Origin of the sequence: Enterobacter cloacae complex sp. SYL003 (genome assembly GCF_049236925.1) — a bacterium.
In the GTDB taxonomy this organism is placed as follows: domain Bacteria; phylum Pseudomonadota; class Gammaproteobacteria; order Enterobacterales; family Enterobacteriaceae; genus Enterobacter; species Enterobacter intestinihominis.
In genome coordinates this window covers 1-22,920 of the sequence record NZ_JBMKJK010000011.1, presented here as the reverse complement: position 1 = coordinate 22,920, position 22,920 = coordinate 1, and the positions used below count along the sequence as shown (strand labels likewise).

General features: G+C 53.3%; 23 protein-coding genes. 14 read left to right on the top strand and 9 right to left on the bottom strand.

Going from position 1 to position 22,920, the window contains the following annotated elements:
* Positions 1-6 precede the first annotated feature (6 nt).
* The gene (gene glgX / locus ACOT1A_RS15000) at positions 7-2,082 is read left to right on the top strand and encodes a glycogen debranching protein GlgX (RefSeq protein WP_276170431.1); all 2,076 of its coding nucleotides are present in this window, start codon (positions 7-9) and stop codon (positions 2,080-2,082) included.
* Here the strand turns inward: glgX and ACOT1A_RS14995 are convergent.
* Positions 2,079-2,627 carry a winged helix DNA-binding protein gene (locus ACOT1A_RS14995; RefSeq protein ID WP_022648157.1) on the bottom strand — a complete coding sequence of 183 codons (549 nt, stop codon included), beginning with the start codon at positions 2,625-2,627 and terminating at the stop codon, positions 2,079-2,081. The two genes, glgX and ACOT1A_RS14995, sit on opposite strands and share 4 nt — an antisense overlap.
* 224 nt (positions 2,628-2,851) lie before the next feature.
* On the opposite strand from ACOT1A_RS14995, the gene ACOT1A_RS14990 reads away from it, so the two are divergent.
* Genes ACOT1A_RS14990 through ACOT1A_RS14980 form a run of 3 tightly spaced genes read left to right on the top strand, consistent with a single transcriptional unit; the run spans position 2,852 to position 5,562 of the window.
* Positions 2,852-3,574 carry a DUF969 domain-containing protein gene (locus tag ACOT1A_RS14990; RefSeq protein WP_022648156.1) on the top strand — a complete coding sequence of 241 codons (723 nt, stop codon included), beginning with the start codon at positions 2,852-2,854 and terminating at the stop codon, positions 3,572-3,574.
* Positions 3,571-4,557 carry a DUF979 domain-containing protein gene (locus tag ACOT1A_RS14985; protein WP_038416071.1) on the top strand — a complete coding sequence of 329 codons (987 nt, stop codon included), beginning with the start codon at positions 3,571-3,573 and terminating at the stop codon, positions 4,555-4,557. Before ACOT1A_RS14990 ends, ACOT1A_RS14985 begins: the two co-directional genes overlap by 4 nt.
* 9 nt (positions 4,558-4,566) lie before the next feature.
* Positions 4,567-5,562 carry a DUF2891 domain-containing protein gene (locus ACOT1A_RS14980; RefSeq protein ID WP_023300138.1) on the top strand — a complete coding sequence of 332 codons (996 nt, stop codon included), beginning with the start codon at positions 4,567-4,569 and terminating at the stop codon, positions 5,560-5,562.
* Between the two features lie 3 nt (positions 5,563-5,565).
* Here the strand turns inward: ACOT1A_RS14980 and ACOT1A_RS14975 are convergent, their stop codons facing one another.
* The 4 genes from ACOT1A_RS14975 to ACOT1A_RS14960 are packed head-to-tail and all read right to left on the bottom strand — an operon-like array spanning position 5,566 to position 10,543.
* Positions 5,566-6,639: a fimbrial protein gene (locus ACOT1A_RS14975; protein ID WP_276170432.1), complete on the bottom strand. Its 1,074-nt coding sequence runs from the start codon at positions 6,637-6,639 to the stop codon at positions 5,566-5,568.
* 15 nt (positions 6,640-6,654) lie between these two features.
* Entirely contained in the window at positions 6,655-9,159 is a 2,505-nt protein-coding gene (locus ACOT1A_RS14970; RefSeq protein WP_276170433.1) for a fimbria/pilus outer membrane usher protein, read from the bottom strand.
* A 44-nt stretch (positions 9,160-9,203) separates the two neighbouring features.
* Positions 9,204-9,872: a fimbrial biogenesis chaperone gene (locus ACOT1A_RS14965; protein ID WP_023300135.1), complete on the bottom strand. Its 669-nt coding sequence runs from the start codon at positions 9,870-9,872 to the stop codon at positions 9,204-9,206.
* A gap of 59 nt (positions 9,873-9,931) precedes the next feature.
* Positions 9,932-10,543 (bottom strand): fimbrial protein, encoded by a 612-nt coding sequence (locus ACOT1A_RS14960; protein ID WP_276170434.1) that lies wholly within the window; start codon positions 10,541-10,543, stop codon positions 9,932-9,934.
* 367 nt (positions 10,544-10,910) lie between these two features.
* Here ACOT1A_RS14960 and ACOT1A_RS14955 point away from each other — a divergent pair, with 367 nt between their 5' ends.
* The 6 genes from ACOT1A_RS14955 to ACOT1A_RS14930 all read left to right on the top strand — a co-directional run bounded on the left by ACOT1A_RS14955 (position 10,911) and on the right by ACOT1A_RS14930 (position 17,203).
* The gene (locus ACOT1A_RS14955) at positions 10,911-11,438 is read left to right on the top strand and encodes a fimbrial protein (protein WP_022648149.1); all 528 of its coding nucleotides are present in this window, start codon (positions 10,911-10,913) and stop codon (positions 11,436-11,438) included.
* Positions 11,439-11,482: 44 nt separating this feature from the next.
* Positions 11,483-12,166 (top strand): fimbria/pilus periplasmic chaperone, encoded by a 684-nt coding sequence (locus tag ACOT1A_RS14950; RefSeq protein ID WP_022648148.1) that lies wholly within the window; start codon positions 11,483-11,485, stop codon positions 12,164-12,166.
* Between the two features lie 38 nt (positions 12,167-12,204).
* Positions 12,205-14,787 carry a fimbria/pilus outer membrane usher protein gene (locus ACOT1A_RS14945; protein WP_276170435.1) on the top strand — a complete coding sequence of 861 codons (2,583 nt, stop codon included), beginning with the start codon at positions 12,205-12,207 and terminating at the stop codon, positions 14,785-14,787.
* Positions 14,787-15,365 carry a fimbrial protein gene (locus ACOT1A_RS14940; RefSeq protein WP_022648146.1) on the top strand — a complete coding sequence of 193 codons (579 nt, stop codon included), beginning with the start codon at positions 14,787-14,789 and terminating at the stop codon, positions 15,363-15,365. Before ACOT1A_RS14945 ends, ACOT1A_RS14940 begins: the two co-directional genes overlap by 1 nt.
* Positions 15,366-15,388: 23 nt before the next feature.
* On the top strand, positions 15,389-16,525 hold the full coding sequence (locus ACOT1A_RS14935; protein WP_241512393.1) for a type 1 fimbrial protein: 1,137 nt from the start codon (positions 15,389-15,391) through the stop codon (positions 16,523-16,525).
* 120 nt (positions 16,526-16,645) lie between these two features.
* Positions 16,646-17,203 carry an OmpH family outer membrane protein gene (locus tag ACOT1A_RS14930; protein WP_023300131.1) on the top strand — a complete coding sequence of 186 codons (558 nt, stop codon included), beginning with the start codon at positions 16,646-16,648 and terminating at the stop codon, positions 17,201-17,203.
* On the opposite strand, the gene ACOT1A_RS14925 is transcribed toward ACOT1A_RS14930, so the two are convergent.
* The gene (locus tag ACOT1A_RS14925) at positions 17,182-18,570 is read right to left on the bottom strand and encodes an MFS transporter (protein ID WP_276170436.1); all 1,389 of its coding nucleotides are present in this window, start codon (positions 18,568-18,570) and stop codon (positions 17,182-17,184) included. The genes ACOT1A_RS14930 and ACOT1A_RS14925 overlap by 22 nt on opposite strands.
* A gap of 129 nt (positions 18,571-18,699) precedes the next feature.
* Here ACOT1A_RS14925 and ACOT1A_RS14920 point away from each other — a divergent pair, with 129 nt between their 5' ends.
* The 3 genes from ACOT1A_RS14920 (at position 18,700) to ACOT1A_RS14910 (ending at position 20,432) form a co-directional block, all read left to right on the top strand.
* Entirely contained in the window at positions 18,700-19,629 is a 930-nt protein-coding gene (locus ACOT1A_RS14920; RefSeq protein ID WP_063148893.1) for a LysR family transcriptional regulator, read from the top strand.
* A gap of 63 nt (positions 19,630-19,692) precedes the next feature.
* The gene (locus tag ACOT1A_RS14915; protein WP_003857131.1) at positions 19,693-19,959 is read left to right on the top strand and encodes a DUF1778 domain-containing protein; all 267 of its coding nucleotides are present in this window, start codon (positions 19,693-19,695) and stop codon (positions 19,957-19,959) included.
* Positions 19,947-20,432 carry a GNAT family N-acetyltransferase gene (locus ACOT1A_RS14910; protein ID WP_063137753.1) on the top strand — a complete coding sequence of 162 codons (486 nt, stop codon included), beginning with the start codon at positions 19,947-19,949 and terminating at the stop codon, positions 20,430-20,432. The genes ACOT1A_RS14915 and ACOT1A_RS14910 overlap by 13 nt, the downstream gene beginning before the upstream one ends.
* Positions 20,433-20,457: 25 nt before the next feature.
* Here the strand turns inward: ACOT1A_RS14910 and ACOT1A_RS14905 are convergent, their stop codons facing one another.
* Positions 20,458-21,027 carry a hypothetical protein gene (locus ACOT1A_RS14905; RefSeq protein ID WP_154051269.1) on the bottom strand — a complete coding sequence of 190 codons (570 nt, stop codon included), beginning with the start codon at positions 21,025-21,027 and terminating at the stop codon, positions 20,458-20,460.
* A 133-nt stretch (positions 21,028-21,160) separates the two neighbouring features.
* Between ACOT1A_RS14905 and ACOT1A_RS14900 the strand changes: the two genes are divergently transcribed.
* On the top strand, positions 21,161-21,490 hold the full coding sequence (locus ACOT1A_RS14900) for a hypothetical protein (protein ID WP_063849048.1): 330 nt from the start codon (positions 21,161-21,163) through the stop codon (positions 21,488-21,490).
* Here the strand turns inward: ACOT1A_RS14900 and ACOT1A_RS14895 are convergent.
* Together ACOT1A_RS14895 and ACOT1A_RS14890 are read right to left on the bottom strand one after the other, a co-directional pair.
* The gene (locus ACOT1A_RS14895; protein WP_154051268.1) at positions 21,465-22,268 is read right to left on the bottom strand and encodes a DUF4225 domain-containing protein; all 804 of its coding nucleotides are present in this window, start codon (positions 22,266-22,268) and stop codon (positions 21,465-21,467) included. The genes ACOT1A_RS14900 and ACOT1A_RS14895 overlap by 26 nt on opposite strands.
* Before the next feature lie 10 nt (positions 22,269-22,278).
* Positions 22,279-22,569, bottom strand: a complete 291-nt coding sequence (locus tag ACOT1A_RS14890; protein WP_232934494.1) for a hypothetical protein — start codon at positions 22,567-22,569, stop codon at positions 22,279-22,281.
* Positions 22,570-22,920: the final 351 nt, after the last annotated feature.

Below are 22,920 nucleotides of genomic sequence, written 5' to 3'. Positions count from 1 at the left end.
ACAAAAATGCCAAAGGATACAACGTTTGAAATTCGGGCCGGTCATGGCCAACAGTTGGGCGCAAATTATGACGGAAAAGGGGTGAACTTCGCCCTGTTTTCCGCCCACGCGGAGCGGGTGGAGCTGTGTCTGTTTGATCCTTCGGGAAAAACAGAAATCGCCCGTCTGGAACTGCCGGAATATACCCATGAGGTCTGGCACGGCTATGTGCCGGACCTGAAACCGGGGGCGCTGTATGGCTACCGCGTTTACGGCCCCTACGATCCGGAGAAGGGTCACCGCTTCAACCCCAATAAGCTGCTTATTGACCCCTATGCCCGTGAACTGGTGGGTGAAATTGAGTGGAACGATGCCCACTTCGGCTATGAGCTGGGACACGACGAGCTGGATCTCAGTTTTGACACGCGAGACAGCGCGCCGTTTACGCCCAAATGTAAGGTCATCGACCCCAATGCCGTTGACTGGCAGGACTCACGCCGGCCCGATATCCCGTGGCCGCATACCGTGGTCTATGAAAGCCACGTTAAAGGCTTTACCCAGCTTAACCCGGCTATTCCGCCTGAACTGCGCGGTACGTTTGAGGGGATGGGGCATAAAGCCTCGGTGGAGTACATCAAAAGCCTCGGCATTACCTCGGTCGAGCTGCTACCGGTTCACTGGTTCCCGGACGATCAGCACCTGCTCGATCGCGGCCTGAAAAACTTCTGGGGCTATAACTCGCTCGGTTTCTTTGCGCCAGCGTCCCGCTATTACGGCCCGGCGGGGATCCAGGGTTTCCGCGACATGGTGCGTGCTTATCATGACGCGGGCATCGAGGTGATCCTAGACGTGGTCTATAACCACACGGCGGAGGGCAACGAGCTGGGACCAACCCTGTCGTTTAAGGGGATTGATAACTTCTGCTATTACCGCACCATGCCGGATCAGCACCGGTATTACATCAACGACACCGGCACCGGGAACACCGTTAACACCTCGCACCCGCGCGTGTTGCAGATGGTCATGGACTCCCTGCGTTACTGGGCGGAATCGATGCAGATTGACGGTTTCCGCTTTGACCTCGGAACCATTCTCGGACGCGAGCCGGAGGGATTTGACCCGCGCGGCGGCTTCTTTGATGCCGTGACCCAGGATCCGGTGCTGTCGAAGCTGAAGCTTATCGGTGAACCGTGGGATATCGGCCCAGGGGGATATCAAGTGGGGGGCTTCCCGCCAGGCTGGGGCGAGTGGAACGACAAATACCGCGACACGGTACGTGAATACTGGAAGGGAGATAACGTTTCTAACGATTTTGCCGCCCGTCTGTTAGGGTCCGGTGATTTGTACGATCTGCGCGGACGTCGTCCGTGGGCCAGCGTCAATTTTATCACCGCGCATGACGGCTTTACGCTGAACGACCTGGTATCCTACAACGAGAAGCATAACGCCGATAACGGGGAAGATAATAACGACGGACATAACGATAACCGGTCGTATAACTACGGTGAAGAAGGGCCAACGGAGAACCCCGATATCATCGCCACCCGCGAGCGGCAAAAGCGCAACTTCCTCACCACGCTCTTCTTCTCCCACGGCACGCCGATGCTGCTGGCAGGTGATGAGTTTGGCCGGACGCAAAAGGGAAATAATAACGGCTATTGCCAGGACAGCGAGATCTCCTGGATAAACTGGGAAGGACTCTCTGAAAACGACGAGAAGCTGCGCGACTTTACCCGTCGGTTGATTGCTCTGCGCGCTGAGCAGCCGCTGCTGCGCCGTGAAAACTGGCGCGACGGGCTTGAGATCCGCTGGTTTAACGCCGGTGGCGGACCGCAGCAGTCTGAGCAGTGGGACGAGGGTTCCACCCTTGGTCTTGCCATCAGCCGTCCGGATCTTGAGCAGGAAGAGGGCATCTGGCACGACGTGCTGATGCTGTTTAACCCGTTTGAAGGCACGGTGCCATTCCAGATCCCGCAGTTTGGCGAAGGGGGCTGGGTGCTTGAGCTTTCGACGGCGGATGATGCCCCCACAGGGGAAATCATCACGGAATCCGTCGATTATGAACTGGCCGGGCGGAGCATAACGCTTTTCCGCCGTCCTTAAAGTGAGGCCGCCGCACGTGCGGCGGTATCATACAGGGAGGAGATCGCGCGGAGTAACTGCGCGGTCTCACCAATCGACGCGCCTGGAATGCCGCTTTCCGCATGAATGTTGATCAGGCAGGCTTCCCGTACCTCCCGGTACTTCATGCACAGCGCTTTACCTTCCTCCGTCGTCGAGAAAAAGAGCTCTTTCCCCGCTTTTTCACTGGTGACGTAACCCGCCTTTACCAGCTTTTTCAGCGCATACGTCACCACGTGGGTATCTTCCACGTTCAGCACAAAGCAGATGTCGGCCAGCTTTTTCTTGCGGTTGCGGTGGTTTACGTGGTGCAGAAGCGAGACGTCGAAAGCGCCCATATCCGGTTCACCTGCTGCGGTCATGCAGCGCACCATCCATTTGTTAAACGCATTGCTGGTCATGATCAACGCGTATTCCAGCTCCGACAGTTCGGCACACCGCTCTGAGACGAGATGGCGGGAAGAGACGATACGCCCGTCCGCAATGTCGTCGTGGTTTAACGCTGTTTTCGTTTTCTTTGTCGTCATACCGATCCTTTCTCCAGAATGTAAACCCGTCGATAAAATAAGAACATTTTATTGATAAATTGTTTACATGTTTTTGACGTTCAGATATAGCTTTTTAGTGCAGGTTCTGTGGAGCCTCACGCAACACACAACATCGCGCGCCGTAATGCACCGGCTTCGCTCTGCTGCGAAGTATAAAAAATAGCCGTCGGCGCGCAACGCTCACTTTGGATAGGGTAACGTTTATGGACAGTTCTACACTGTTGCCACTTATCGGGATTCCGGTGGTGGTTATTGGTTTTGCACTGCGTTTCAACCCGCTGCTGGTTGTCGTGGTGGCGGGGCTGGCAACGGGCCTGCTGGTAGGCATGGATTTCGGTATGCTGCTGGAAACCTTTGGCGAAAAGTTCGTGAATAGCCGATCGCTCGCCACTTTCATTCTGATCCTGCCGGTGATTGGCCTGCTGGAGTATTACGGGCTGAAAGAGCGCGCCCAGGCCTGGGTCGCGAAGATCGCCAGCGCCACCTCGGCGCGTATCCTGATGCTCTACTTTGTTGCCCGCGAAGGGACGGCTGCGCTGGGCCTGATGTCGCTTGGCGGCCACGCACAAACGGTGCGTCCTCTGCTGGCGCCGATGGCCGAAGGGGCGGCCCTGAATGAATACGGCGAACTGCCGCAGACTATCCGCGACAAAATCAAAGCCCATGCCGCCGCGTGTGACAATATCGCGGTTTTCTTTGGGGAAGATATCTTTATCGCCTTTGGCGCGGTACTGCTGATTGATGCGTTCCTGAAAGAGAACGGGATCGAGGGGATCGAACCGCTGCATATCGGCCTGTGGGCCATTCCGACCGCTATTGCGGCACTGATCATCCATATGACGCGTCTGCTGCGCCTCGACGCCAGCATTCGTCGCGACGTGATGGCCTGGAGAGCAGAGCAGGGTACGCAGGAGATCGCACCATGATGACCTTTATCACCATTAACCGCGTGTACTACCTGATCGGCTTTGTCGTGATGCTGCTGGTTGTGATGACCCTTCGCGATCGCGCTAACCCGAAACGCTATACCACCGCGCTGTTCTGGTTTCTGTTTGGCGGGATCTTCCTGTTTGGCGATCTGATGGTGCAGGAGCTGGGTAAGTCGCTGGCGTATCGCATTATTGGCGGCGCCGTTATCGTGATTGCGCTACTGGCCGGTTTCGGGCTGGTCGGGAAGGGGCATTATAAAATGTCCACCGAGGAGGAGCGGGTTGCCTCATCACACCGGCTGAAAAACTGGCTATTCTTGCCCGCGCTGATGATCCCGGTGGTGACGGTCATCGGGACGCTGTTTCTGAAAGGCGTGTCGATTGGCGGTGTCTATCTGCTCGACCAGAAGCAGCTTACGCTGGCGGCGCTGTGCGTGGCCTGTGTGGCGGCTATCCTCACCGGCTGGTGGCTGACAAAAGGTACGCCGCTGCATGCGGTTCGTCAGTCGCGTCGGCTGGTCGATACCATTGGCTGGGCGGTGATCCTGCCGCAGATGCTCGCCATGCTCGGCGGGGTGTTTGTGGTGGCGAATACCGGCGAATCGGTACAAAAGGTGGTCAGCCTGTTTGTGAACCCGGACAGCCGCTTCATGCTGGTGGTCATTTATTGCGTGGGGATGGCGCTGTTTACCATGATTATGGGCAACGCCTTTGCTGCCTTCCCGGTGTTAAGCGCCGGTATCGCTCTGCCATTCCTGATTAACGTCCATCACGGTAACCCGGCACCATTGCTGGCTATCGGCATGTACGCAGGCTATTGCGGCACGCTGATGACCCCGATGGCCGCCAACTTCAACATCGTGCCCGCCGCGCTGCTGGAGCTAAAAGACAAATATCAGGTTATCAAGATCCAGATCCCGACCGCGTTAACCTTGCTGGTGGTGAACGTGTTCTTAATGTATTTCCTCGTGTTTCGCTAAGGAGCTGCAATGGAATTAACGCAACATCAGGCTGACGCCTTCGCCAGAATGCCGTTGACCTATTTACGTCAGGAATATCCGAACCACATTATGCATCTGCTCAACGATGACGGCGACGTTCTGCCGCCTCGCGAGCTGCACCCGATCTTTTACGGCTGTTTTGACTGGCACTCTGCGGTGCACGGCTACTGGCTGCTGCTGCGCTGCCTGCGTCTCTGGCCCGAACTGCCGTGTCGGGAAGAGATCATCACTCTCTTCGAAGAACACCTGACCGACGAGAAGGTGGCGAAGGAGCTGGCCTATTTTACCGCGCCGTTCCGCGCGTCGTTTGAGCGACCTTATGGCTACGGCTGGCTGCTGGCGCTGGCCCAGGAGCTGAAACAATCGTCACTGCCGCAGGCGGAGCGCTGGTACCAGACGCTGCAACCGTTAACGCGGGATATTCGCCAGCGGCTGGTGGATTACCTCAGCAAGCTTACCTATCCGATCCGCGTCGGGACGCACTACAACACGGCGTTTGCACTCGCGCTGGGGCTGGATTATGCCCGGGCGGTGAACGATGACACGCTTGAGCGCGCCATCCTGGACGCGGCAACGCGGTTTTACCTCGCGGACACGCATTATCCTGCGCATTATGAGCCGGGTGGCGACGAGTATATCTCCGGAGCGCTGACCGAGGCCCTGCTGATGAGTAAGGTGGTGGAGGATTTCCCGGCCTGGTTCGATGCGTTTCTGCCTGAAGTGGGCGCCATTTCTGCGCTCATGAACCCGGCTGAGGTGAGCGACCGCACCGACCCGAAAATCGCGCATCTGGACGGTCTCAACCTCAGCCGTGCCTGGTGTATGAAGCACATTGCCCGCGCCCTGCCGGAAAATCATCACGCCCGGAAGCCATTACGCGATGCCGTTGCGCGCCATCTCTCGGCAAGCGTGGAGCATGTTGTCGGCAGTCACTACAGCGGCGGGCACTGGCTGGCGAGTTTTGCGCTGCTGGCACTGGAGTAGCGCTTAGTTGTATATCAGACTAAATGTCGCCAGGCTGTCTGCCAGCCCCGCGGTGGCCTGGGTTTCGGTGCGCACATATTGTGCGTCGTAATCCAGGGAAAACGCGGTCTGCCGGGCAGCGTTGGCAAAAGGTTCGACACCGGTGCTGTTGAGAGGAACGGTTGTACCTCTGGCGGCACCGTAGTTATCGCCATACAGAATGCGGATCCCCACGCCGGTAGCGGCGCTCTCCTGTTGACTTAGCGCCAGCACATCGTGATTCTGCGCGTCTTTTTCAGTCGGACCAAAGAACCCGATCTTCACCGCTGCCGTTTGGGATGCGTCACAGACCAGAGGGATGATGAAGCGGTGTTTATCCCCATCCATTCCTTTGTTGAGATCGTTTACGCTACTTTGTCCCATATTGACGGTGATGTTGTTATCCGAGATATAACAGCTCGATTTATGCACTTTCAGGTCGGCGGCAGCGACTTCCACCGTCACGCCAGCTTCAGATATCACCGCGCCGTTAGCATCCTCCAGAATCAGCGTTCCTGCGCGAATTTGCCCGCTGTTCGGCTGTTCATAGACAATCTCCTGCGCGGTTTTATAAAACACGACGAAGAACTGGGTCGCCATTTGCGAGGGATCGTTTGTGCTGCAAATCGCAACGCTGTCATCCCCCGAGGCGATGTAATGCACGGGTTCGGCTGCACAGTGCGTGGTTTCGCGAACGCCCACCGCAAACCCGACGCCGGGAATATCTGGCACGTCATAAACGGAGGCCGGGGCGCCCGTACCGTTCGGCGCCACGCCGCTGACGGGCGCTACGGTTAAGGCGTTATTGGCCACAAAGCGCATCGTTACCGGGCCGGTTCCCTCAGGACAGTTATAAAACGAGCGGTTTTCCTGGCCCAGGATAGCGCCTGAAAGCATCGACCCCGGAGGGATCGAGGGGTTATCAGTGATCGAGTAGTTTTGAAAGTTAATGACCGCATCGCCCATGGTCGGCGGGCAGGTCTGAGACGCCCTTGCCGTAGCGTGAATCAGCAAAAAAGCGAGCATCAGGAGATTGATTAAACGGTTGATATTGTTCACAGGTATCTCAGTAAGTTATTGGCACTGAAGGTTCAGAAGCGTGACCGGAGTGCGGCCAGCGGTATCCGGAAGGCGTAATGGGGCGCTACAGCGCATATCCTGGCCTTTCTGCCGCCAGCTGGCATACAAGGTCCCGCGTAGCGGCACGCCGCTGAGATAGACCTGTCCTGCTTCGCCAACGATGCCGACGCTTGATTTCGCAGACGTCCCGTTCGAGACATACGCGCTGGCGCCAAATGGAAGCGGGCGCCCGTGTGCCGTAAGGGTGATGAGCGTTCTGATGCCCACGTGGGTATGGTAATTCGCCAGGACGACCGCGCCGCTGGTCGGCACAATCGTTCTGCTGTTCTGGTCCAGATCGACATTTTCTGCCAGCGTTTCGGTATCCAGCGAAATGGTGTTTTTGTGATACGCCGATAAGGTTGGCATCACGGCATAACCTCGGGAGTCGGTGTGAACATTGGTCGCCCCTTCAACCTGAACGTCCGACGCCTCGTCAGCGCGGATCAGCGCCAGGGTATCCCCAAGGCTTTGGCTCAACGTCACCCCATACTGTGTTGCCACAATGCCGCCTGCCGCGCCGTAGTTCACGCGGTTGCTATAGCGATCGTGGCTGTACCCGAGACTGGCGCTGCCATAACCGCCGTGATAAGCCAGCGCAAGGTTGCTGTTCGCGGTATTGGCCTGGTTGTCGAAGCCCTGCTGGAGGTTATAGTTCAGGCGATCGTGGGCCAGCGCCGTACCATACAGCGAAACCTGCCGGGTAGTATGGCCATCAAGGTTATTGTTGAGGCTGTAGCTGGTTGTTGCGCCGGGTAGCCAGCGGCTGAGTGGGACGCTGATGCTAAGGTTTATCGCCCGTTCGTTGTCGCTATCATCAGCGCTTGAGCGGGTGAGATAATACCCAACACTCAACGACACCCCTTTGTAGTTAGCGTAATAGCCAAGATGGACGGTTTGATCGACCGCCGAGGCGTTCCAGTAATCCTGACGGTAAAAGGATGCGCTGATATTGCCCAGCGCACCGAGATCCTGCGTCAAACTGAACTGTGTGCGGTTACGCCGGTTATGCACGTGCTGGTCTGGATCGCTGTCATCATTTGCTTCACTGAAACTGTAAAAGTCATGCGTCGTGTAATGGCTGGTCGAAAGGGTGAGCGACGTGTTCGTTTCAGCGAGATTTTTTTGGTACTGAGCGCGTATTTGCTGCCCGAGGGCCAGCCTGTCATCACTGAGGTGTGCTTTCGCCGCAACGGTGTCCACACCCAGTGCCCCAAACCGGCCAAAATCTTTACCTAATCCCAGCGCGAGAGCCTGATAGTGGCCGGAAAGCTCCGCTCCGCCGTACAGCGTCAGGCTTGAAGACAATCCGTAAAAGGCGGAGGCCTGAACAAACGGCGGGGTGTCGCCCTCGGCGTCAGGGCTGTTATACCGTCCGGCGCTGGCGCTGAATTTCAGTCGTTTCTCCCGTAGCATAAAGGCCACCGAGGAGTAGGGTTGGGTGAACGTGCGTTCGCTGCCATCACTTTCATGGACCGTGATCTCAAGATCGCCGCTTTGCGAAGTGGGGAAGAGATCGCTAATGACAAATGCGCCAGGCGCAACATAGGTTTCATAGATGGTGTAACCGTGCTGGCGAACGCTGACGCGGGCATTGCTGTGAGCGACCCCGCGGATCGTGGGCGCGAAACCGCGCTGGCTGTCCGGCAGCATATTCTCATCCGAGGCAAGCTGAAGCCCCGTAAACTGAAAACTGTCAAAAACCTCGCCAGACGTGTAGGCATTCCCTATTGTTAACGCGCTCTTCAGCGGCGTAATGGCCCGCTGGAGGGATGTTCCCTGAGACTGCCAGTGATGGGTATTACCATATTCAAACGTGGCGTAATTGCGTAAACGCCACGCCCCCAGGTTGATACCGGATCGCAGGCTCAGATAGCTGCTGTTGTCATGAATATTGTCGATGTTGGTTGTCGAGCCCGTAAGATTGTAATCGACAAAAGCAGCGGGGATGCCGTCGTCCCACTGTTCAGGAGGAATATAATCGGCACTTTTTTGCAACATGGCTGCCTGCGGAATGCTGAAAACCAGCCGATGATGGGTGAAGTCAAAATGCGTCGACGCATCGGGAATATATTTGCCGATGTCCGTAAATGTCTCCTCGTCATGCAGCGCATCGAACGAAGAGAAGGCCGCGATGTTTACCCCAAGTCTCTTGAGGTACGCCAGGTTGAGGACTGGTGAGAGCGTTCCCCCGGTATCAACGAATGCAATTTCGCGCTCATCCCGCTGCGTCTGGTTAACAACAACCGCGACACGATAATGTCCCGGCTGCTGACCGCCTTGTCGGGAAAAATAGCTTAAGTCGCTAGCCTGCTGCTGATCTGCTGTGATCTCCAGCGCCTGAGGATCGAAGTACTCATCGGCCTGTGCCCGGCGCACATGAATGCCAGACGTGACCGCACCCGCAAGCATCGCGAGCGTATAAATGCGGGGTAAATTGCGTGGGCCGAGAGAATGCATGTGCGGTCGTTGGCTACATTCGCCAAAGGCGTGTTGTCACAGCGTCAGGATTGCGTGGCGACTCTCGTCAGCCCGCCGTAATCGTTGATCGCCTGCCAGCGAATGGTCCCCGAGCAGGGAATGTGCCATTGACGATCGGAAAAGGGGTCAATCATTCCCGGCATTTCAACGTCGGTGTTCCCAACGCTGACCTTGTAAAACGATACAAACCAGGGCGAGGGGTTATGTGCGCTAAGCGTATTATTACGACAGGTAAATTTTAATTTTTTGTAGGCAAGTTCGGCATTGCCTTTCAACCCTGCGGGACGGAAAAATAACTTGAATTTTGACTTCACGTTAATCTGCAATTTGTTGCTGTTTGCTTTTTTGCTCGGGGCAATATTTTTGATGTTAAGCCAAAAAACAGATTCCCGGTCAGTGGGTAATGGCGTTCCAAGATAATTGATGCGCAGCGAGTTTTTCTGTTCCGCATCTAAACGAAATAACGTAGGCGTCACGATAAAGGGCGGCGCGGTTTTATTCTTACTGTCAATATTTTCAATCCACGACTGAATAAGATAAGGGGTTTCTTTTTCCATATTGGTAATGGAAAATGCCACTTCTCTTTGCCCCTCAAGGTAAACAACACGCGTACCGCCCATCACAACCCCCGCGTGTGCTGACAGACTCATGCCGAGCGAATAAAAGAACAGGGCCGCGGTGAGTTTCTTCATTTTCAGATCCCCGTAGAGGAAAAAGATAAGCAGAGAAAGCTCTGCTTATCATCAGTCGATCAGTTATAAACCATCAGGAAATTGGCATCTGCGTCGGCTTCTCCGGTGCTGACGACATCGGTGGTGGCATTATAATTGGCGTAGAAATTGAGTGTTTTTGAATCTTCCCCTTCGGCAAGGTCGATACTCTGAGAAATATCACCAATTTTAATCTGCGTGTCACGGTCGCTTTCATAGAGTTTAACGGCAACGCCAGTCGCCGTATTGCCATCGCTGTCCACGGAAGAATTTAAACCCAGCAGGGTATTATCATTCGTATCTTTGTTACCATCAAACAACACGGCAACGGTTTTAACGGAATCCGGGCAACCTTCAACTGAGATCTGGAAAGGCGTGCGCGTGGTCTCTTTTTGGGTGGCAAAGTAGCTTGCAGCCCAGGTGCCTAATTCAACGGTTTGCCCTGCTGAGTCGGTGGTGATATTACAGGATGCATCGGTAATCTTACCGGTAAAATGGACTACGCCGCCCGTGCCCTGAGTCCCCGCATCGTTCTCTGGGTTGGTATTAATATTATTGTCGCTGTCACCAGAAGGAAGGCCCGCCAGCGCACTGCCACTTGCCATCATCAGGCCACAAAGGGTTAATGCGATCATGTTTTTTTTGTTGATCATGCCTATTGTTCTCATTCGCTCAAATATGTCAGTCTGGATATGCTGCTAGCAACACTGCCGGTGGCGTTATTGCTCAGAAAAAACAGCGCGAATGCTAACAAAATGCCAATCCAGGCCATAACAAAAGGTTGTCTAAAATTAAATTACTTTATTTTACGAAACTCCGTAACTTTCTTGTAACCTTACTTCGGGTTTGCTGATGTCGTTTATTGATGTTGCGAATCTAATTCCTGCCTGAGGGTTTATATTTGCCTTGTCACAAACGGTGCATTATTCATTGTGAGCTCAGTGGAGCTACTTTGTTATTGTCTCGTCCTGGCAGGAATAAAAATGAAGATATTTATTATTTCTATTGGGATATCAACGAATGAAACTGACTAAAATTGGTGCGACGCTTATTCTGACTTTCTGTGGCGCGAGCGCGGCGACGGCTTCTAACACTATCACATTTAATGGAACGGTGCTCGATCAGGGTTGTGATATTGCCGTTGATGGCGGCACGGCAAATGCGACCGTTGATCTGGGCTCAACGGCGGCAACCGACCTCGCTACAAAAGGCGACCTTGGCGCGCCAAAACAGTTTGTGTTCGACCTGAATAACTGCCCAACCAGCACGACTGCAAATATTGTCTTCTCAGGCCCTGTTGATGCTGTTGCAGCCGATCCATCCTATTTTGCAAACACTGCTACGCTGGGTGCGGCAACCAACGTGGCCGTTCAGCTCAAGCAGGGCGGCTCAAATGGTACCATCGTCAAAAATAATGCAGATAACGATCCTATTACTTTCACCGATGGCACAGCGAGTCAAACCTATACCGCGCAGATGATTGCCACCGGGCAGGCCGTTGCCGGCGATGTTAACGCTGTTATTACCTACAACGTCCGTTATAACTGATTCCGCAGGAGGGGAAACCCTCCTTTTTAGTTTGTGAGTGCATTATGAAACCCATCGCCGCTGTTATTTTTTGCGTGGCCAGCGCCGCCAGCCTGAACGCGTCCGCCAGTATTGTTACCGGGAGTACGCGGGTTATTTTTGACGGCTCCCGCCAGGCCGCCTCTTTGTCCGTTGAAAACTCTGACAAGGTTACCAACCTGGTACAGTCGTGGATTAGCCCGGCTAAAGGCAGCCCGTTAAAAAAAGAAAATATGATTATTACGCCACCGCTATTCCGTCTGGAAGCCGGGAAAAAAGCGTCAATTCGTATTGTGCGTTCAGGTTTACCTGTTCCGGAAGATCGTGAATCGCTGTTATGGCTGAACGTGAAAGGGATCCCCGCTACCGACGGTAGTGAAGGTAAAAATACGATGCAAATTGCCATCAACTCAAAGATTAAGCTGATCTACCGTCCGGCAGCATTACAGGGGCAGACGCCAGAATCCAGTGCGGAAAAGCTTAAGTGGAACCTGACCGCGAAGGGTTTACAGGTCAATAACCCGACACCTTTTTATATGAACTTCTCACGAATTGAAATTAATCACCAGGCGTTAAGCGGGCAGTATTTTGTCGCGCCATTCTCCACGTTGAGTATTTCTGAAGGTGTTATGTCACCTCACGGCAAAGTAACCTGGTCGCTTATTAATGATTATGGCGTGAAAGGCCCGGACAAAGTCACCTCATATTAATCGACACCGTAAGTCTCCCGCACGGATACAGGGTTACAATGGAAAAAGTGAAACAAACCTACGTCCTTTCTTTAGGGCTCGGGCTCAGTGTTGTCTTTAGTTCTTTCAGCGCACGTGCGCAGGAACATTTCAACCCTCATCTTTTGGAAACAGACAGCGCAGAAGTGCCAGCAATGGATCTCAGTCTGTTTGCCAAAGATGAGGTGCCGCCCGGGGACTATAACGTCGACATTTTTATCAACGGCAATCTGGTAGACAGTAAAACCCTCTCTCTTCGACGGTTGAAAAGTGCCCCTACGTCAGACCGCACAGGGGTATGCTTAAACGTCACTCAGCTGAAAGCCTGGAACGTTCGTGTCGATAACTATTTTGGCGAACAAGAAAAAGCCAGCGAATGTGTGGATCTGTATACCATCCCCGGCGCGGACGAAAAAATCGATCTGGCGCAGCAGCGTTTCGACCTGATCCTGCCGCAGGTTGCTTTATTTAATACCGCAAGGGGTTATGTTTCACCGGAGCGCTGGGATGAAGGGATCACCGCGGGTTTACTTAATTACAGCGTCTCAGGTCAACAGGATCTGCATCAGCGCAACGGCACCGACAGCAGTAATCAGTTTCTTAGCCTGCAACCGGGGCTGAACGTAGGCGCCTGGCGCTTTCGCAACTATTCCACCTATACCCATTCCGAATCCGAAAATGACTGGGATTCCGTGTATACCTACGCCTCACGGGATATTAAATCTCTCAAAAGCCAACTGGTGCTGGGACAAGGAACCACGCGCGGCGGCATTTTTGATAGCGTTGGTTTTACCGGTGTACAGATGTACTCGGATAACGATATGAAGCCGGACAGCATGCAAGGCTTCGCCCCGGTAATACGCGGTATAGCCCGCAGCAATGCCGAAGTGACGGTATACCAGAACGGTCACAGCATTTATAAGGCTACCGTGCCGCCGGGACCGTTTGAATTCAGCGATATGTATCCGACCGGCAGCTCCGGCGATCTGCAGGTGGTGATCAAAGAGTCCGACGGTACGCAAAGTAGCTTTATAGTGCCTTACGCCACGCTGCCGGTATTGCAACGTGAAGGTCAGGTGCAGTATGGCCTGGTGGCGGGCAAAACCCGTCAGGACGGGTCGGGTTCACGTGCAGAGGATTTTAACTTTATTCAGGGATCAGCGGCCTGGGGCGTCGGAAAAGGGATCACGCTTTACGGCGGCTATATTCAGGCGGAAGACAATTATTCCAACCTGATTGCCGGAACCGGTTTTAATATGGGCAGCGCCGGAGCGCTCTCATTTGATATTTCCCAGTCGTGGGCGGATATCCCGCAGCCGGACAACATGCGACAACAGGAACACCATAGCGGCCAGTCGTATCGCGTGCGCTACAGTAAGACGCTTCAGCAAACCAACACCGATATTGCCGTCGCCGGTTATAAATTTTCAACCCGGGGTTATCTTTCGTTTCAGGACTTCCTCAATGACTGGGATCCGGGCAATAGCACTATTGATAATGGCCGGGAGCGAAACCGTTTTGATGTGACAATCTCACAGACGTTGCCTTTCGGCACCCTGTCACTGAGCATGTACGACGCCTCTTACTGGAACAGTGAACATGCGGACTCCATGAACCTGGGCTTCAGCAGCACGCTTGGACCGGTGTCGTACTCGCTGAACTATGCCCACTCTAAAAACGTCAATGGCGGTCACAATAACGATTCCGATAACTACGACGACGATAACGTCTTCTCGCTTAACCTGAGCGTACCGTTCAGCGCCTTCAGCCACAGTGAAGCGGCCCGGTCTGTTTCGGCTAACTATTCGATGAACAGTAGTAAAAACGGCGATACCACGCACAATATCGGAATTTCCGGTACCGCGATGCAGGAAAACCAGCTGAACTGGCAGGTTTCAGAAGGCTATAACGCCGATTCTGAAGCTACTAACGGCAATGTCACTGTGGGTTATCAAAGTACTTATGCCGATATGTCCGCAGGCTATAGCTACGACGATTACAGCCGACGACTGAATTACAGCCTGCGCGGGGGCATGGTGCTGCATCGCGACGGTATCACCCTGGCGCGTCAGCTGAACGATAGCGTAGCGCTGGTTGAAACACCGGGTGTTTCCGGTATGCCGATCAACGGGCAGACGAACGTTCATACCGATTATTTCGGTAACGCCATTGTGCCGTACGTTCGTCCGTATCACAGCAATTCGATCTCACTCAACACAGTGGATGCCAGCGATACTTCCGCGGCCATTGATAACATCGCCAAAACCGTGGTGCCGACCAAAGGGGCGGTAGTACGCGTGAAGTACAACACCTGGATTGGACAAAAGGCGATGATGACGCTGACCTACAACGGTAAACCGGTGCCGTTTGGCGCAGTAGTAACACAAACCAGCGGCGAGTCGGATGACACGCGCAGCAGTATTGTTGGCGACGGCGGGGAAGTGTATCTCGTCGGGCTCGCCGGGAAAGGGCGGTTAATTGTTAAGTGGGGGGAGACGGCGAACAAGCAGTGCGCCGTTGATTACACACTTGCCGGCGCTAAAACAGAGGCCGATATTTTATTCATCAACGGGGTTTGCCATCCCGTATCGGGAGCAAATTAATGTCACGCTTCATTATTCTCCGTTCCGGCCTTAAATCGCTCATCGGCCCGGGAATGGTATTCATGCTGAGCGTGTCGCCGGCAATGGCGTACACCGATCGCAATGATATTGAGTTCCATGTCACCGGAAACATTATTGATGGCTCATGTAACGTCACTAAACCGGAGGCAGTCGACCTCGGGAAATATTACTGGAAAGACTTTGCCGTAGCGGGGGGGAACACAGGAAATGTGCCAGTGACCATCGCGTTTGACAGCTGCACCGCAGGGTTAAGCCAGGCAACGGTTACCTTTACAGGCGCACCTTACGCTGAAGATCCGGCTTATGCTTCTGTCATTTACGCCAATCAGGTGGCGGCAGATGCAGGCGGCGCGACCGATGTCGGCCTTCAGTTATTTATCCGTGATCACGAACATCCCATCAGCGGTGTCGCGCTGGCCAACGGCGTGAGCTACCCGGTTGCGCTCGAAAACCAAACCGGCGCGATGACTTTTACTGCCCGAATGTATACCCCACATGGGACCCCAACACCGGGTGCATTCAGCAGTGCGATTACACTGAATGTTGTTTATAACTGAGCTTAAGTGAGCAGACTAATTTCATGTCAAAATATTTATATTATCTGGTGTTATTGCTGGGGACAGTCCCACTATTAAGTCATGCAGCCTGTAACCGGGATAACGGCGATGATGTTACCGTTACGACGATCCCATTACCCTCGAAACTGTTGGTCAGTGCGAAAAATTATACCTTTGGCGAAGTGTTATACGATTCTGGATATATCAGCGGGACGGATGGGGATGTCACGATTAAAAACTGTAGCAGGGATTATTACGTAGGATTTCATTATAACCCGACTCATTTAGCGTCGGCGTCGCCGGTAGGAGATAATATCTACCCGACCACGATACCGGGTATCGGCATTAAGACCTACACGCTTAACCAGGCCGGTCCGTATGATTATGAACGTGCGGTTGATAACTCATGGCAGTCCGGCGATGGCGAGAGCAGCCATACGCTGGCGGGCTCGGCCTATCGTGTGCAGTTGATTGCGACGGGGGGTACAATCCCGAGCGGTAATCTGGCCCTCGAGAGCGGCAAACTGGCGACGGTGGAATTTCGTGAAGGGCAGAGCAGTTCGGATAACGGTGATAATGCGTCAGAAGTCTATTTGTCAAATACGCAGATAGAAGTCTATGCGATGGGATGCTCAGCATCCGTTTCTTCCCTGCTGTTTAATATGGGCGATGTGGATACCTCTGCGTTTGATAATCTTAAGATGGTGGAAGGACCCGAACAGGATGTTGGTCTGAGCTGTCAGCCAGGCACCAACGTGACCATGACCATCAACGGGCCGCTTGCCGAGGGCGACAATGATAATGGCTCAGTGATTGCCTTAGACCAGTCTGAATCGGGTACGACGGCGACCGGTGTGGGGGTCGTGATATCAGCCTATCAACCGGCGCTACGCAGTTTTACCTACTGGGCCATTGGTCAGGAGGTGCAAGCTTTTAATTCCAGTCGTGTAAAAGCCGCATCACAAGGCAGTGGGCTGGCTGCCGATGGTACCGCGATTTCTGATATCGGCTCCGCAACAACCTATAGCGATCCGGCAAATGCAGGCGGGGCCGGAGAGTCTGAAACCTTACGTTTCAAAGCGTGGTATTACAAAACCAGTGACGTTGTCACGCCAGGGCAAGCAAATGCCACCGGGACAATCACCCTTAAATATAATTGATACCTTTGATCATGACAGGGGGTAGCGCTGCGGTTTATTTTTGTACACCTCTGCGCTACCGTTATGTGTTTCTGTCGTGTACATTTCCTCTGCGACCCTATTTATTCGGTGGAACTGACAATGATTACTAAACGGTCTGAGCCACGCTTTTCATTCATTCTGTTAATTTTTGTGTGTCTTGTAGGATTATATTCTTTTAACGGTCACCTTAAGCCTCACGCCGGACAAAAAGGGGTTGCATGTATTTCTTACAAGCGGATCCTGCGTGAATCACCGTTACTGGCACAGGAAAAAAAGCAGAACGAAATACTTCTCGCATTAGCTAAAAAATCCGCGCTTGAAGTTGAGAAAAAATATTACGCTCTGCCAGAACCCTTGCGCCGTGAAATGAAAGCGATCGATGATATGAGTAAAAACACGCAACTGCGGGCAGAGCAGGGTCGCCTGCGGCATATAAGCCAGCGAGTCATATCTGATACCGTTGAAAAATACAGAATAGATCATCACTATTCGGTCGTTTTCAATAAAGATAGCGCCTCTACAGTGGATTATGGTCACGACATCAGTAATGAAATCATTAATGAATTACAGCATGTAAAAGTGGTTTACGGGCCGCGCCCTAATTTTGAAGATGCGACCCGGGAGCTTTTGCTCGCTCAACCTGTTTCCGCAGGATGAGTGATTTTACGCAGTCGGCTCGCGCTGACGATGACCGCTATCGCAGAAGCCGCCGCAGCGATCCACAGTGCAGCATGAATTGCTCTCTCATTTGTCGCCAGCAGTACGCCCACAGCGGCGGCCCCCAGACACTGCCCGAACGTGCGCATAATGGATAACACACCGGATGCATAGCTCGCATAGTCACGACTAACGTTTGAGAGCATTTCCCGGTTATTGGGACTCTGAAAGCAGCCAAATCCCATCCCGCAAACCAGGTTTCGCAGGCAGATATCCCACATCGAAGGGCTGGCGGGTAACGTTGCCAGCAGAATCAAACCGACGACAAAAATCATCAGCCCCAGGGTTGAAATCACCGGGGCTGAAATCGTGTCCGCCCACCGGCCTGCATGCGGCGCAATCAGCACGATCCCGAGCGGCCACGGCGTAAATAGCAGGGCAGAAATCACCGGACTGTAGCCGTATTCGCTCTGAAACAGGAAGGGTAGCGCAATAAAGGTGATACCCTGGCTGACAAAAGCAATCATCGACGTTAAGGCCGCGAGGGTAAAACGTTCATTTTTGAATATGGCTGGCGGCAGTAAGGGGTTATCCGTGCGGCGGATCTGCCAGATAAAAGCCATGCTGCTCAGCGCAGCGAGAACCGTCCAGCAAAGACTACCTGTGTGATAAGTAGCATCATGGAGGCTGTTCGCCGCCACGATCGTCGAACCCAACAGCAGCGCCGACAATATGGCGCCCAGGGTGTCAAAGGGCGCTTGCTTTCGAACCGCATCCCGCGGCAGCGTTTTGACCGCCAGCAGCAAGGCGAGGGTGCCGGGAAGAACGTTTATCGCAAAAAGCCATTGCCAGCTCAGGGTGTGAAGGATCGTACCGCCCAATACCGGGCCGATAGCGGAGCTGGAGGCGATGAGCAGGGCGTGCAAACCCAGAATGCGGCCAAGCAATTGTCCGGGAAATACGGACCGCAGTATCGCGGGAGCAATACTCAGCGTCGCTGCGCCGCCGATCCCCTGAAGCACGCGCATACCGATAAGCACTTCGGGCGTTTTCGCCAGCGCGCAACCCAGCGATGTCAGGGTAAAGGTCGTCAGGCCTGCCAGAAATACGGGGCGATAACCCAGGCGGGCCGCAAGCGCCGCGAATATCGCCAGCGTCATTGCAGCCGCCAGCAGATACCCGTTGGCGAACCAGACGGCATAACTGGCTGGCACCTGCATCTCCTGAGCCATGGAGGGCAGGGCAATATTGATCATGGTGCCATCAAACACGCCCATTAACGTGGTGGTCATTATCGCGGCCATCACCCGTGCGCGCGTCGGACCAGGCAGTCCATCGTCCCCGGGTTGGCTGGAAAAAAGCATCATCTTGTTGTCCTTAGAGAAGAGTGTGTGGATGACAAAACTATAAAGATGGCTTTTGCAGGGCGGAAGGCGCACCATTTACACTTTATCGTTGCATGAAACGCCTTATCTGAATATGCAGGGAGGAAGGAGATGTCCGAACCCGATTTTAATTTGTTGATAGCACTCGACATATTGCTGAGCGAAGCGAGCGTGGCAGGCGCGGCACGTCGTCTGAACCTCAGCACCTCGGCAATGAGCCGGACATTAAGCAGGTTACGCGACGTCACTGGCGACCCGATTCTGGTGCGCGCCGGACGTAACATGGTACTGACCCCGTGGGCCGAAGCGACCCGGGATCATGCCAGGCGTGCAGTGCACGAGGCCAGGGCGGTATTACAGCCCTCAACTGAAACGTTCAGCGCGCGAAGCCTGGCGCGACTTTTTACCATCAGGGCAAACGATGGTTTTGTGGTGGCGTTTGGGCCTGCGCTTATAGCGGCTGTGGCCGACGCCGCGCCGGACGTCTGTATACGCTTTGCGCCTAAGCCGGAAAAAACATCGCGCTATCTTCGGGAAGGGCTGGTTGATCTGGAGATTGGCGTCCAGAGTAATATGGGGCCTGAAATACGGCTGCAACGACTGTTTGAGGATCGGTTTGTGGGCGTCGTGCGTAAGGGGCATCCGCTGGCTAAGCAGGCAGAAATAGGGGTGAAGGATTATGTCGCCTGGGGCCATGTGGTAGCGTCACCCGAGGGTGCACTGCACGGATCCGTTGACGATGCGCTGGCCGAACTCGGAACAAAACGTAAAATCGCGAGCGTCGTACCGGGATTTCCGACGGCGCTGTCCGTGGCGGTGGCATCGGATCTTATCGCCATGATACCCGCTCTCTATTTACTCAATCAGCAGGTAACGGACCAGGTACAGGTTTTCGAGCTGCCGTTCAAAAGCCGTCTAATTACGGTATCACAGATGTGGCACCCAAGAATGGAACGCGATCCCGCGCACCGCTGGCTGAGAGAGCAAATTCTTGCGATATGCAGAGTGAAGAAGTCAGACATGATTAAGGGACCTGTATAGCGATTGCTATACGCGCCGCTTATGCTATGCTTGTAAAGCAATTGCTATACAAGAGGTATACCCATGAAATCAGATGTTCAACTCAATCTTAGAGCCAAAGAATCCCAGCGGGCGCTTATCGATGCCGCCGCAGAGATCCTACATAAATCACGTACTGACTTCATTCTGGAGATGGCCTGTCAGGCAGCCGAAAATGTGATCCTCGATCGGCGTGTATTCAATTTTAACGATGAACAGTATGCAGAGTTCATTGATATGCTTGATGCCCCGGTCGCCGACGATCCTGCCATAGAAAAACTGCTGGCAAGGAAACCTCAGTGGGACGTGTAACCGCCCCAGAGCCCTTATCCAGCGTCCATCAACTGGCGGAGTTCGTCAGTGGAGAGGCCGTGCTTGACGAATGGTTAAAACAAAGAGGTCTGAAAAACCAGGCGCTTGGCGCAGCCCGAACGTTTGTCGTTTGTAAAACGGGCACAAAGCAGGTCGCGGGATTTTACTCTCTGGCTACCGGCAGCGTTAACCATACGGAAGCGACAGGTAATTTGCGGCGTAACATGCCGGATCCCATTCCCGTGATTATTCTTGCCCGTCTGGCTGTCGATGTCTCAATACGCGGAAATGGGTTGGGAGCCGATTTACTCCAGGATGCGGTTTTACGCTGTTATCGGGTAGCAGAGAATATTGGGGTGCGGGCGATCATGGTTCATGCACTCACTGAGGACGCCAAAGCGTTTTATATCCACCATGGTTTTAAAGCATCGCAGACTCAGGAACGGACACTGTTTCTCAGGCTTCCTCAGTAGCGGCGGGATTTTATGGAATGAATGTTCAGCCCGTCTGGCTGATAAGCTTGCGCCAGACTCTGTTATACAAAGTAAATAGCAGCATCTTATAGAAAGCGGTAGAGAGGATACAGCTGCCGCTAAGCCCAAGCATGACAATACTTACCAGTGCCGCGGTCAGGCTGACGCCCGGAGAAGAAGTACCGCTCAGCGCAGCCAGCAGATAGGCTGCCGTTAATACCAGGCTTAGCACCGCCAGCGTAAGATGTAACCGCACGGCGCGCATGCTACCTTTGCCAATCATAAACATCGTCACTCCGTTGATGCCGGCAAAGAGTAGGGCGATCAGCACAACCCACACGAAAACGCGCTCTGCTGGCTGGCCGAGCGCGGTGAGTACGCCATACCCCAGCCACAGTTGCGGAATGGCGAAACTGACAATCACCCCGAGCGTACTAACCGCTGCCGGAATACCCATGGTATGAAGCCCCACGGGCTTAACCATATCATCAGCCAACTGCGTCTTCAGCTGCTGCAACTGTTTCGGGGCGGCATTTTTTATGCTGGCGGACACCTCATTACAATATTGCAGGCGACGGGTTAAAACTTTAAACATTTGAATACTCGGCGTTTATTTTCTAGATCCAAACTGCCCCCCAGTACAACAATCCGGAAAGTTTAAAACAAAAGCAGCAAGGAACCGATCTTTTAAATAGTGTATTCTTTTTATCAGGTTAAAGGAGACGTGAATGACAGTGAAAAACCAGGAACTTATAGCGGCAGGATTCACCAGTAAGGATATCGAGCGAATCAAACGTCACCAGGCGACGGGGGAATCGCAGGAAAAGGTTCTGAAGGATCTGGCCGGTTATTTTCTGTCGGTAGCCTGGATCACCGGCGGGATGGCCATCATCACCTTGGTCACCGCGATCTTTGGCAGCGCCAGCCATGTTATCTCCTGTGTGGTTGCCGTCGTCTTTTTGCTAATTGTTCTGCTTCTGGTGATGCCGGTCAGACTTGGCTATAAATCATGGAAGCTGATGAGAACACAGATCAGCGACTCCGGTCATCACGGGTAAGGAGTTCCAGTACCACCTTCGCGCTGACCCCCCATCCCATAACCTTCATCGTCAGTTTGCCCGGAGACATGGTTTCCACCTTGCGGTAATAGTCTCCGGGAAGATAACGGAAAAGACGCCAGGCCTCAGCTTTACCAGTCATACCAAACACCCCATAAACGCTGGCTGCAAGCGTGGTTGCATTAAAGATCCCCAGGCCAACATCGCGACTGAACCCCATAAATTCCGCTATGGACATAGCGCCGTCCGCTATTATCCCCTCAGAAGCCGGTTCATTCAGGAACTGACGGGCTGCCTCCCGTGATACCGTATTAAGAGCATCACCGACCAGAACGGCACCGGCAAGCATACCAGCAGGCGTCATGGTGGCGATCATAACACCGCCAAACACTGCCTGAACGCCGGCAAGAACGACCTTAATTCCGGATATGAAATACCCGACTATTTTATTCTGCTCTGTTACATACTGAATATCAGCGTAGATCCGGGCATAGCCTGTTTTCAGCATGCGCGACTGTTCAAGCAGGTACTCATTCTCAGCTCTAAGGTTTTTCAGGCAGGTAATGCATTCTTCATCGTTCCTTGCTCGCCTCGCCACGTCAAACTGTTGCATTACAACCTGTCTTATTTCATCCACGAATTTCAGTCGGGTCAGTGAATCGCTGAGATGCATGGCCGCGACCATATTTGCGGTATTAACAAGCTTCCGGGCTTCCAGATTGATCATCGTATCAGCCCACTGACGCCGACTTTGTCCGGGAAAAAGCGCGATATCCATTACATATTCCTTATGTGTCGTCAGGACGAGAAGTCATTAGCCTGCCAGGCTCAAATACTGCAGTTGCGCGCCATGACTTCACGTCTTCAGTTTTCTTGCCATCAACAAAGTGCTGCTTCCCGAGCAGGTAGGTAAAGAAGCCATCAAGCTGCGTGATAAAACAGGAGATATTGTAGCCTGACCGATAGAAATCGTAGTCAAATGTTCGTATGTGCTTCTTATAGTAATAGACGTAAAAGAAACGCAGCGAACACAGAATGTTTTCTTGAATCCCCAGATGTTTCTTGCTCAGTTCATTCATTCCATAAATTGTGGCGAACATAACCGGTAGGGTAGTCACATCATCAACTATGAGATGAGTTCTCTGGTTGTTCCTCGATAAATGTTAGAGGGAATATGCCATGAACTTTGCGGATGCCCCGTAATTTTTGCGTTATGAAGTCATCGTAAGTCCACAACTAAATTTAGGCAATCGACTGATTCATCGGTAAGTTCCTGAAAGAGAGGAACTTATGAACTAAAGAATAAACCCACCGCATTTAACATAATATACATTGTGCGCACTTAGATTGTAATGGCTCAATAGTAATGTCCGCCTGTGGCTCAATTCAGATGTCCGCGCTATGGTAAGCTTCACTGGTCCGTTTAAACT